We start from the raw sequence: 11,245 nt of genomic DNA on the forward strand, positions 1-11,245 counted from the left end.
AAAAAATGTGTTATAATTAACTAACAACTTAAAAAGTAGGCTCAATGGTCTTTTGGCCAGATAGAGTAGTGGCAATTGGCACCGCCTAGTAGGGGCGATTCGCGAATCGCCCCTACTGCTGTATACATACTAAGGTAAGGTACTGGCAATGTGGTTGTTTCGAGCAATGTGAAAATCGTGGTTTTAACCCGATAGAAAGCTCCTAGTCACGAATCCACGCAACTTTAGTCCGTGGAGTGTCAAAGAGCAGTTAAATATTTACGTCATATTTTAGGAAATCTTGCAGAAGTAATGGAAGCACATCCTATTACTTTAGTTAACTCTAAACCAGAACCGGATATTACCATAGTTAGTTCTCCCGATACATTATATTTAGAACGTCATCCTTATAGGGAAGATATTTAGTGAAGTTCTCTCCCGTTAAATCAAAGATTATAACGGGAGCTTCTCAACAAACAAAGAAGTTTCTTGTTTCACAGGCTGACCAATATCTAAGCCTCCACAAGCAGACAAGATGATACCCACCTCGTTTAACGCTTTATTTAATATGTTTTTTGCTGCATTTTCATCCCTATCTAAAACTGTTCCACATTTCTGACAATTCGGGAGTTCTAACTGATAAAGTCTTAGGTACTTTTTGACCACAATTACTGCAATGCATGTGATGTATTGTGAGGATTAACTTTTACTACATGAACACCGCGTTTTACCGCTACTGCATTCAATTTTTCAATAAAATTACCCCAGGCTACATCATAAATTGATTTTGATAGTTTCGTATTTTTTGCCAGACCTCTAATATTTAAGTTTTCAACTGCAATCATATCATATTGTTTAACTAATTTATGAGCACTATAAGAGTGAAAATCTTCTCTTTGCCTAGCAATATGTTGATGTAATCTAGCTATTCTATTTTGTGCTTTTTTCCAATTGTTTGACCCAATTTCTTTTCTAGATACTTTTTTTTGCTTTCTTGCTAAATTCGATTGAGATTTTCTATAGAATTTAGGTACAGAAACTGTCTCGCCAGTATTGGTAGTTAAGAACTTTTTTAATCCGACATCAATACCTACAGCAGTTTTGATATTATTTGTAGGAATTAGATTAGGAACTGATTTATCTTCTCAACTGAAACTTATATAATAACCATCAGCTTTTTTGGTTATAGTTGCAGTTTTTATCGTCATACCATCTGGTATAGATCTATGAACTATGACTGGAATAGTACCAAACCTACTAATAATGATTTGCTTACCATCAAACTTAATTGCTGATGAGCGAATTATTGACTCTGCTGAAACAAAATGACCTTAACTTTCCTGATTTTTTAAATTTAGGTCGCCCTCCACGTTGACCTTTTTTGTCAGGTATTAACCTTTCATGTCGGCTCAAGCGCCGAAACGTTTCCAAGCTTTATCTAGCCTTTGTAAGTTAATTTGTTGAATTTCTGAATATATTTCCTTGTAGTCAGGAAATAACTGTTTTGTCTGTTTAAGTGCTGATTGTTGAAAATAATAATCTGGTCTAGTAGAAATTTCACCAATAGGACATGAAATTAATGAACAACGGTCAACTTGACATCTAGTTCTATTCAACCAATCTAGTCTTTAACCTAGAGCATAATTCCAATGTCTTCGTAACAGCTAAGTGCCAATAATCTATTTTGACTGACTGTTCAGGAGTGGGCTTAATTTTGTAGCAATGAGTAATTATCATAATTTTATACTACTCTTTAGTGCTACATTTGAACAGCAATCGAAACCTGTTTAATTTGCAGCTCGGCAATTCCCCTCCCGTTAAATCGCAGATTATAACGGGAGACCCCTTGCCGAATCAAGTTGGATTATTGAGATGGCTGATAGTACATTACAAAAAGATTTAGGAATTAAAAAGACATTATATGCCAGTTTAGGAATAGAAGAATATTGGGTAATTGATATTGCTAAAAAAAATTAAAAGTCTTTCGCAATATGATGAATAATGAATATCAAATTGAACAAAGCTATCAAGATGGAGTGATTTTTCCTCTGACATTTCCTTCAGTAGAAATTTCTATCAAAAAAAATAATTGGATTTGATGAAAGGGATATTGAAACAAGATACTAAGTAGTCAGATTGATAAAGTCGGAAGCAATTTGTGACTTTTTTTCCAGAAAAAAAATATTCTCCGAATCACTAAACTTCTCAAGCAAAATTTATGCCTATTCCCTAAAAAAACTCTGACAAAACCTATTTAGGTAGCTTCCCGCAGAGTATTTTTAAATGGCAACTTTATGAATAAAGATGCCGTTGAGTGTTCAAGTTATTATGATTCAGTTCTTTCTGCAATAGGACTTACGCACCAGACCATATATATAGCGTTCAAAACTATAACGTTATAGTTTTTAGACTCTATATGTAGTACCTTTGCGTAAGTTCTGTGCAAAACATTAGCAGAAATCATTAATTATTACTTATCGCACCTAAAATTTACACCTTCACAATTTTGTAAAATAATCCGCTCTGTTTTATTAGAGGGTAAGCTCACTTTTTTTGATTGTTTTTTCTTTATTAATATTGTGTCTGAATAGCCCTGTAGACCATCAAAACTTACAGTTACTGTTGCTTTTACACCAGAATAATTTCCTATAGTAACCAAAGAGAATCCAGATTCTGGTTTAATGGTGCAAAAGTCACCATTATTCTTCAGAGCTACATATTGACCGCAGCAATATCCAGTATAAACAGCTTGAGCTTGTTGAACTCCCAAAGTAATTACTGATGCTACTGCGACAACGGAGCTAACGAATAATTTTGTTAACCAACTTACAGCTCTTTTCATTGTTGTTCCTTGTTCTTTTGAGGATTTTCTGTATTTGAGGGATATTAGCTTGTCTCTGTACGCGAACTTTAATTCTAATAATTAGATTGACACGTTCCGTCAAAGTTAAAGTTTAAAATTTAAAGAAATTTTGTTTGAAAATTAGTTAATAAATTCAGCAACGCCGCATTTTCAAGTTATAATACCAAACTCGGTTATTAAAAGATGCCTGGTAAGCATTCAGCTATTAGCGGTCAGCTCTCAGCTATTTAACGAATGATGTAACTCAATAGACTATTAAGGTTAACTGCTGGACTTTTACCCATACTTTTAATTCTTTGAAATCTCTCAATTACTTTTTGCTCCCTTATAAAGTAATAAAGCTGATAGCTAATAGCTGACGGCTGAATGCTTAGGGTGCTTGTCCTATCCCCAAATTCTATGTAAGGCAAAGACTTCAATCTTTTATAAATACATACCCTTTTACTAATGTGCATTTGGTATCAACTCTAAACTCTAGATATAGCAGTCGAAGCAAAGAGCGCGGACATTTTAAATCCTGAAACCCTTTGACACTTTACTATTCCCTATTCCCTATTCCCTATTCCCTATTCCCTATTCCCTGGTGCATAGCGCTATATAGTTATGAAAAATTCTCCTAGTAGTAAAACTAAAGCACAAATTTGGGTAGTAGAAAATCAAAATTTTGTTACTCGTTCCGACCAACTAGCAACAGAAGAACCTTTAGAAATTCGCCTAACTTTTCCCAAAAAAACTATAGCAGTAACCATGAGAACTCCAGGAGCAGATTTTGATTTAGCTACTGGATTTCTCTATAGTGAAGGAGTTATCAAAAATCGTGAAGATATTACCCAAATTAGTTATTGTGTAGACCAAGAAATTGATGGCGAACAACGCCAAAATATTGTTAATATTACCCTTAATTCAGAATTAAATCCAAACTTAAAAACCCTAGAAAGACATTTTTTTACAACTAGCGCTTGTGGAGTTTGTGGGAAAGCAAGTATAGAATCTTTGCAAATAAAAGGATTTTCAGCTATTCCTTTAGGATTAGAAATTTCTGCGGAAGTTATTTATAGTTTGCCTGAAAAATTAAACACTGCTCAAGGAGTGTTTAAATCTACAGGAGGTTTACACGCTGCTGGTTTATTTAATGCTCAAGGAGAACTGTTAAAGTTACGGGAAGATGTGGGAAGACATAACGCTTTAGATAAATTAATTGGTTCAGAATTTTTAGCAGGTCAATTACCTTTAAATAATCATATTATCATGGTAAGTGGACGGTCGAGTTTTGAGATATTACAAAAGTGTATAACTGTAGGTGTGCCAATAGTTTGTGCTGTTTCTGCTCCTAGTAGTTTGGCAGTAGAAATAGCTAAGGAATTTAATATTACTTTAGTCGGGTTTTTGCGTGGTAGAAAGTTTAATATTTATTCCGGTGTAGAAAGAATAAAGTAACAGCAGTTCGACAAAATATTACTACATTAACTTTTTTTAGTAGGTAGGAAAATCGGCGACGACGTACAGTCAGTCGAGTAGGGAAATCGGCGATTTAGCGACTTACAGTCAGTAGGAGCAATTTATAATTTTCGGTATGTTTTGGAGACAAAACCATACAGTTGTGATAGTAAATAGCTGCATATTTTTGCCTGTTTCCAGATTCGTTTTTTCCTTTTTTACTATAACTATCTTTTTTGAATTTGGTATAATAACATTGTGAAAAAATAATTTTACGAATAATTTAGACGATTAAAAGACTTTACCGAACTCTTAAGGTATAAAGCCTCTCCATTCATGGAGAAAAAGCGGTCGGAAAGCGGAGCATTCCGAAGGATGGGATGGCGAGGTATCCTCGCTGGCCTCCAATCGACCAAGAGAGCGGTCGGAAAGCGGAGCATTCCGAAGGATGGGATGGCGAGGTATCCTCGCTGGCCTCCAATCGACCAAGAGAGCGGTCGGAAAGCAGAGCATGACCTTAGGATGGGACGGTAAGGTTTCCCGAAGAGTGCAGAGCCGCTCCGAAGTGCGCCATATCCAATCTCCCCTCGAGAAGAAAAAAAATTCCTTTGAGCAACATCCTTCCATTACAGAAGAGGTAATTATTAATTGTTAATTATTAATTGTTGAAAAGATATATCCCTTTGACTAAAAAGATAAGTTCTACAGCTCAAAAATAGTATCGAAGTCATTCATTCTAACTCCTGACTCCAGGCTCCTGACTCCTGAGTCCTAAGAAATGCCTTAGCTATTTGTAGCAAACATTTATCACGCTTGGTATAAGACACCAAATAAATTTCCAGAAACCATTCTGACTCCTTCTCTTCACAATTCTTTATTTATGACCAGGCAGTTAAAACATCAGGAAAAAGGTAGAATCTGTCTAGATTAAATAATGCTTATTATGATTAGCGATCGCTATTCAAAATTACCTTTAGTAAAAAATTTTTGCACCTCATACATTTCTTGCCAGATTTAATGTATAATATTAAGCTAATTTAGTTAACTATAAAATTATACTGTTTCTGAAAATTTATCTTCACTCTAGGGAAATAGTGATACCAATTCACTTTAAATATGTCACAAATAGTTGGCAACTGATGATGTGAAATAATAACCTGAAATTACTGTATAAGCATTACTTTAAGTCTATCAAATTTCACTTGGAGACTTCTGAGTATCTTAAGTGCGTCTTACATTCTGTTCGCGGAGCGTTTCCGCAGGAAATGGAGACCTCACCAATTAGCACTCAGTGCATGACTTCTGTACATCGCCAATCCGATGGCTCGCCTATCCGTGAAACGGTATGATAACTTCCCTATCAATAAAAATACTGACAAATGAAGTTTTATGCTTAACTTCTTCCCTATTATTTTTTCCTTTTTCCTTAAACATTAATAACAATGACATCTGAAATTTTAACCATCAAAAAAAAAGGTACAACAATTAAAAATATCCAAGTCACAAGAGTAGTTGATGGTGACACAATCAAAGTCCTGTTGAAGGATAAGCGAGAATTCATTAGACTCGATTATGTTGATGCCGAAGAAAGCTATTCTGAATATTCCAAACCCGTTACAGAAATTGGTAAAGAAACAGCAGAAATGGCAATAAAATATTTCACATTACCTAACGGTGAACTTGCCAAAGTTGATATTGAATTTGATACAGATGACCCTACAGAAAATTGTTTAGAAAAGTATCGAGACCATCAAGGTCGTTTAATAGCTTATGTACATAAAAACAGTGAAAACTTTAATATCAAACTAATCAAAGAAGGGTGGAGTCCCTATTTTATTAAATATGGATATTCCCGATTATATCATCAAGAAATGACCGAAGCAGAAATAGAAGCTCAAGCAAATAATCTTGGTGTTTGGAATTCTCAAATAAATACAGGTAAACGCAAAAGAAATTATAATTTACTTGTACCTTGGTGGACATTAAGAGCTTCCATTGTAGAAAATTATCGTACTTATGGAATAGCTGCAGGAGTCCTAGAAGTGCGATTAGATTTTCCCAAAATTTTAGCAGCAGCAGAAACTGGAGAATATATTACAGTTTTCTTTGATTTACAGGGAGGAGTTTCTAAGTGGTTAGATAATGGTGCTTTAGTTTATGACGGTACTAAAGACCATCGTTTAAAATTATGGATTCCAGATACGAATAATGCAGAAATAAAGCCATTATTACAACTATTAAAAAATCGTTATTTTGGTTTAGGTAGGGGATATGTTTATATTAGTGGGCAAGTGAATATGTATCGAGATAAACCAGAAATTATCCTTTCTGAAATGAAGCAATTATCAGATTTTCCCCCTAGAGTCTGAGGATTATTATCAGCATGAATAGTATAGGGCTACTTGAATCGGGAATAGGGAATGGGGAATAGGAAATAGTAGACTGTCAAAGGGTTTCAGGATTTGTAAATTTCCTAACCTTAATGAGTAACCCTATAGTTATAATAACTAAGGTGGGGGCATAATATTATTAGAGATCTACAACGTTTTTATCTGATAATAATTATTTATTTTTACCCGATTAACTAAAGTTGAGAAAATTATAGAAGCTGATTTATTTTTACTAGATTATATCATATCCGCTGGTATCGTTTGTGTAAACCCAAGCATGAATATCTACAGGCAATTTAAGTTTTTTCTTGCTTTTAAGCCTTTTATCCTAGATAACTAAAACCTTCATTCTTCTTCGTTTTTATTTCTTATTTGCCCCTACCTTACAATACCGATGCTACCGGACATGATATTAATCAGTAATATCATATCCGGTTAAATACTTATGATTGAAGTAGTACAGGAATAGGGGAGTAGGGGATAAATTGAAATTTTATTTATCACTAATTATCCGGACATTATCTAAAGGTTAAACAGTTTAACTCACTCTTCTCTAGACAATTTTTAGTTTAGATATAATTACTAACTTAGCTGCTTTCTACTGTTTGAATATCTCACAATTTTTCTCGTATTTCCTATAATGTTCGCCTCGGCAATAGAGATAATTTTCAGCCTCACAAATTACTTATATACTCTTGTGGATATCAAGGATATTTGAGCAGTTTCTAAGCTTTCAAGCGAACAGTCAATCACCCATCATACTGAGTCAATATTTCTACCCCTGTTTCTGTTACTGCCACAGTATGCTCAAACTGTGCTGATAGTTTACCATCTTTAGTAATAGCAGTCCAACCATCATTAAGCACCACACCTTCCCAAGTACCCTCATTAATCATCGGTTCAATAGTAAATACCATTCCAGTTCGTAACTTTTTTCCTTTTCCTCTGGTGCCATAATGAGGAATTTGTGGTGCAGTATGGAAAACATTACTCACACCATGACCAACAAAATCTCTAACCACGGAAAAACCTTCTGCTTCAGCATACTCTTGAATAGCCGCTCCAATATCTCCAATTTTATTTCCAGGCTTAACTTCAGCAATCCCTAAATACATACATTTTTCTGTAACTTCAACTAATTTTTTTGCTAATGGAGAAGGTTCACCTACAAAAAAAGTTTTAGAAGTATCTCCATGATAACCATCAAGAATTGGTGTAACATCAATATTAATAATATCCCCATCTTTTAAGACTTGTTTCTCATTAGGAATACCATGACAAATCACTTCATTAATACTGGTGCAAATAGACTTAGGAAAACCATGATAACCAAGAGGCGCACTACGAGCGCCATGAGCTTGTGTCCAACGTTCGGCTTCCTCATCTAATTCCAAAGTAGTTACTCCTGGCTTGACAAAAGGTTCAAGATGATGTAGCAATTCTGCTCCCAAACGCCCTGCTCGACGCATTTTTTCTATTTCTCTTTTCGATAATAAAACGATCGTTTCAGTTGCCATTGCTTCTTTAATTAATATTCGAGCTATACGGTTTCACGGAAGTCATAAGTAGTATGGGCGAATGGCTACTCGCCCCTACAGAAGTCAGAAGTGAAAGTTAATAGACTTAAAGTAATGGTCATACATTAATTTCGTCTATTATCTTTCACATAATCAGTTGCCAACTATTTGTGACATCTTTAAAGTGAATTGGTATTAGTTTACCATACTTTGATTCGATCAAAAATCTTCTCTCTGTTTCCAACTACAGTGTAAAATTTATAATTATTAAGTTAGAGGTTTTCTTCAAAGATGAGTACCACAGTTTCAGATATTACCGTCAAAACTATTAATGGCGAAGAAAAACAATTAGTAAATTATGCTGGTCAGGTTTTATTAATTGTGAATGTAGCATCTTATTGTGGTTACACGCCACAATATAAAGGATTGGAGGAATTAAACCAAAAATATCGTGATGCTGGCTTAAGAATTTTAGGTTTTCCCTGCAATGATTTTGGTGCACAAGAGCCAGGAAGTAATTCAGAAATTGTTGATTTTGCTAAGACAAAATATGATGTAAGTTTCGAGTTATTTGATAAGGTTCATGCTAAAGGTTCTGAGAAACATCCTCTTTATTCTTGTTTGATAAATGCTGTTAATCCTAAAGGTGATGTAGCCTGGAATTTTGAAAAGTTTGTCGTTAATAAACTAGGAGAAGTTGTTGCTAGGTTTAATAGTAGTGTGGCTCCTAATTCACCAGAATTAATTACTGTTATTGAAGCTGAATTAGCTAAATAATGGTAAGCATTCAGCCGTCAGCTAGCCTCTTGCCTCCTCCGGAGGAGCTGCGCAATTCAAGTCGCTCCGCGAAACAGAGGAACTGCGAACTTCAGCTAGCCTCCTGCTGAGGAACTACGCTCTTCAGCTATGAGTTATTAACTGATTATTACATTGAAGGAGGAATTAGTTTATAAGGAGAATTAAAACTTATGAATAAATTTGTCACTTTTAGCTAACCTTAGTAATTCCTGTATGTTTAAAAGCTGTTTGCGCAGCATTCCGTAGGAAAAGCTGAATGCTAATAGCTGAATTCTTACAAATAATTAAATAAATATACAGAGCAGTTTTGATTTGGTAAAGCCTTGATGAACTGTTAGGGAATTGGTATTTAGATTCCAATTCCCAAAAATAATACTATACTTAGGTGACACTTCAATCTATTTAGTAATTAACAGAGGCTGAATAATCTTTTTGATAATTAAAACTATTTCCTATTAACTTAATGGGAAGCTAATATTAACTACAGATAACACGATCGCGACCTGTTGCTTTAGCTTGATAAAGAGCTTTATCTGCTACAGAAATTAACTTTTCTATAGAGCCACCCAATTCAGGCAAAGTAGTAGCAACTCCCAAACTTAAAGTGACAATTTCTGAGCAATAAGAACCTTGATTAATAATATCCAATGACTTGACCTGAGAGCGAATTTTTTCAGCAATAAAAACAGCTTCAACCTGAGTTTTTTTAGGTAAAACTATAGCAAATTCTTCACCTCCATAACGAGCAACTAAATTTTCATTATTTCCCTTAGTTATCATTTGAGCAGTTTGATTTATTGTCAAGGCAACTTGTTTCAGACACTGATCTCCAGCTTGATGACCGTAAGTGTCATTATAACCTTTAAAACAATCAATATCTGCCATAATTATGGATATAGGCTTTTGCTCTTTAGACATTTGGAACCATTTTTCAGCTAGATATTGGTCAAATTTTCTACGATTAGCAACTTGAGTTAAAGCATCTAAAGAAGCCTGAAGTTCTAATTCTTTATGAGCTGTTTCCAACTTTAAATAAAGCTCCTGGAGTAAATTATTTGCCAATTGATGAATCTGAGATTGAGCCACAAGCAGATGATGAACATCTAAAAGTCTATAGACATTGGGTTCAATTTCAACAACAATTGGCTCGTATGCGATATCAGTTGGTCTCTGCAAAGCTCTACTACTTGCTTCCACAACTGTAGTATTTGCCCGGAGAACTAAAAAATCGGTACAAGCAAATTGATACAAAGTTTTGAGAGACCTTTTCAGAAATAATTCTCTGCCAAAAGGACGACTCAAATACTCCAAAAATCGTTGTCGAGAAATCATTCCTGAGAGCTGCTCCTCCTCCATTAAAATGACCCCTGGTAATCTTGGTTCAGCTTGTAGCCTCAAAGCTGCTATTTCTCCTACTTGATTATTATCAACTTGAAAATCATATAGAGACAAATCCCGTACAGTTGACTCCTGAGATGTTCTTGACAGACAATTGTCAGGAATTGTCGAAACTAATAACTCAGAGGAAGATAAATTCAACATAAATTGAAAATATTTTGTATATCTACAGAAACAGTATCTAGCTAAATAAGAAAATTATCTAATTCCAAGTAATTTAATAATCTTAGTATATACTAACAGTGTAACTTAAATAGATAGTTAGCTAGATAATTTTGATCGCCTAACAATTATAAATGTAAATAACATAAAAAAAAATATCAAAGTTAAAAAGTAAATTTAAAGATGGCATCAACACTGACAAATCAGTTGAATAATTCTTTCACTCTCTTTCTCAGCTTATTGGTAGAAGCAATGCCATTTTTGCTGTTAGGGGTTATTTTCTCCGGAATATTACAGTGGTTCATTGATGAACGAAAATTAATCACATATCTGCCTAAAAATCCTCTTTTAGGAGCATTTGTAGGCAGTTTAATTGGTTTTTTATTCCCAGTTTGTGAATGTGGCAATGTTCCAGTTGCAAGACGTTTATTGATACAAGGTGTTCCCGCATCAGTAGCAATTGGATTTTTATTAGCAGCTCCAACAATTAATCCCATAGTTATCTGGGCAACTTGGACAGCGTTTAGAGACCAACCAGAAATTGTCGTGTTGCGAGTAGTATTTTCTCTAGCTATAGCAACAATTATTGGTTGGATATTTAGTGTTCAGAAGGATATACGACAAATTCTGCAACCCACAACTGCTCGTTTATTACCTAGACAACAGTCAGTTTCTCAAACGTTTGAAACTTCTCCTCTTCT

12 protein-coding genes are annotated in these 11,245 nt (G+C 34.5%); 6 read left to right on the forward strand and 6 right to left on the reverse strand.

What is annotated here, in order from left to right; all coding sequences use genetic code 11:
• Window positions 1-231: 231 nt before the first annotated feature.
• Window positions 232-405, forward strand: a complete 174-nt coding sequence (locus F6K22_RS16845; RefSeq protein ID WP_293100004.1) for a hypothetical protein — start codon at window positions 232-234, stop codon at window positions 403-405.
• A gap of 27 nt (window positions 406-432) precedes the next feature.
• On the opposite strand, the gene F6K22_RS16850 is transcribed toward F6K22_RS16845, so the two are convergent.
• From F6K22_RS16850 to F6K22_RS16860, 3 genes are all read right to left on the reverse strand, one after another.
• Window positions 433-645, reverse strand: a complete 213-nt coding sequence (locus tag F6K22_RS16850; protein ID WP_293100007.1) for a zinc ribbon domain-containing protein — start codon at window positions 643-645, stop codon at window positions 433-435.
• Window positions 646-647: 2 nt separating this feature from the next.
• Window positions 648-1,100 (reverse strand): RNA-guided endonuclease InsQ/TnpB family protein, encoded by a 453-nt coding sequence (locus tag F6K22_RS16855; protein ID WP_363273730.1) that lies wholly within the window; start codon window positions 1,098-1,100, stop codon window positions 648-650.
• Between the two features lie 288 nt (window positions 1,101-1,388).
• Window positions 1,389-1,595 carry a hypothetical protein gene (locus F6K22_RS16860; RefSeq protein ID WP_293100010.1) on the reverse strand — a complete coding sequence of 69 codons (207 nt, stop codon included), beginning with the start codon at window positions 1,593-1,595 and terminating at the stop codon, window positions 1,389-1,391.
• Window positions 1,596-1,845: 250 nt separating this feature from the next.
• Between F6K22_RS16860 and F6K22_RS16865 the strand changes: the two genes are divergently transcribed.
• On the forward strand, window positions 1,846-1,956 hold the full coding sequence (locus F6K22_RS16865) for a Uma2 family endonuclease (protein ID WP_363273732.1): 111 nt from the start codon (window positions 1,846-1,848) through the stop codon (window positions 1,954-1,956).
• Between the two features lie 493 nt (window positions 1,957-2,449).
• Here the strand turns inward: F6K22_RS16865 and F6K22_RS16870 are convergent, their stop codons facing one another.
• Entirely contained in the window at window positions 2,450-2,821 is a 372-nt protein-coding gene (locus F6K22_RS16870) for a hypothetical protein (RefSeq protein WP_293100015.1), read from the reverse strand.
• Between the two features lie 624 nt (window positions 2,822-3,445).
• Between F6K22_RS16870 and fdhD the strand changes: the two genes are divergently transcribed.
• Both fdhD and F6K22_RS16880 read left to right on the forward strand, forming a co-directional pair.
• Window positions 3,446-4,279, forward strand: coding sequence for a formate dehydrogenase accessory sulfurtransferase FdhD (fdhD, locus tag F6K22_RS16875; protein WP_293100017.1), 834 nt, complete (start codon window positions 3,446-3,448; stop codon window positions 4,277-4,279).
• Window positions 4,280-5,721: 1,442 nt separating this feature from the next.
• Window positions 5,722-6,648 (forward strand): thermonuclease family protein, encoded by a 927-nt coding sequence (locus F6K22_RS16880; RefSeq protein WP_293100019.1) that lies wholly within the window; start codon window positions 5,722-5,724, stop codon window positions 6,646-6,648.
• A gap of 770 nt (window positions 6,649-7,418) precedes the next feature.
• On the opposite strand, the gene map is transcribed toward F6K22_RS16880, so the two are convergent.
• Window positions 7,419-8,186 carry a type I methionyl aminopeptidase gene (map, locus tag F6K22_RS16885; protein ID WP_293100022.1) on the reverse strand — a complete coding sequence of 256 codons (768 nt, stop codon included), beginning with the start codon at window positions 8,184-8,186 and terminating at the stop codon, window positions 7,419-7,421.
• A gap of 291 nt (window positions 8,187-8,477) precedes the next feature.
• Between map and F6K22_RS16890 the strand changes: the two genes are divergently transcribed.
• On the forward strand, window positions 8,478-8,963 hold the full coding sequence (locus F6K22_RS16890) for a glutathione peroxidase (protein WP_293100024.1): 486 nt from the start codon (window positions 8,478-8,480) through the stop codon (window positions 8,961-8,963).
• A 498-nt stretch (window positions 8,964-9,461) separates the two neighbouring features.
• Here the strand turns inward: F6K22_RS16890 and F6K22_RS16895 are convergent, their stop codons facing one another.
• Window positions 9,462-10,526 (reverse strand): diguanylate cyclase, encoded by a 1,065-nt coding sequence (locus tag F6K22_RS16895; protein ID WP_293100027.1) that lies wholly within the window; start codon window positions 10,524-10,526, stop codon window positions 9,462-9,464.
• A gap of 201 nt (window positions 10,527-10,727) precedes the next feature.
• Between F6K22_RS16895 and F6K22_RS16900 the strand changes: the two genes are divergently transcribed.
• Window positions 10,728-11,245: permease (locus tag F6K22_RS16900; RefSeq protein WP_293100030.1), on the forward strand; the 518-nt coding region annotated here is incomplete at its 3' end.

The sequence above is a fragment of the Okeania sp. SIO2F4 genome, assembly GCF_010672385.1.
In the GTDB taxonomy this organism is placed as follows: Bacteria; Cyanobacteriota; Cyanobacteriia; order Cyanobacteriales; family Microcoleaceae; genus Trichodesmium.

Coding starts and splice junctions, on each gene's coding strand:
- F6K22_RS16870 (WP_293100015.1), bottom strand. CDS start 2,821: ATGAAAAGAGCTGTAAGTTGGTTAACAAAATTATTCGTTAGCTCCGTT.
- fdhD (WP_293100017.1), top strand. CDS start 3,446: ATGAAAAATTCTCCTAGTAGTAAAACTAAAGCACAAATTTGGGTAGTA.
- F6K22_RS16880 (WP_293100019.1), top strand. CDS start 5,722: ATGACATCTGAAATTTTAACCATCAAAAAAAAAGGTACAACAATTAAA.
- map (WP_293100022.1), bottom strand. CDS start 8,186: ATGGCAACTGAAACGATCGTTTTATTATCGAAAAGAGAAATAGAAAAA.
- F6K22_RS16890 (WP_293100024.1), top strand. CDS start 8,478: ATGAGTACCACAGTTTCAGATATTACCGTCAAAACTATTAATGGCGAA.
- F6K22_RS16895 (WP_293100027.1), bottom strand. CDS start 10,526: ATGTTGAATTTATCTTCCTCTGAGTTATTAGTTTCGACAATTCCTGAC.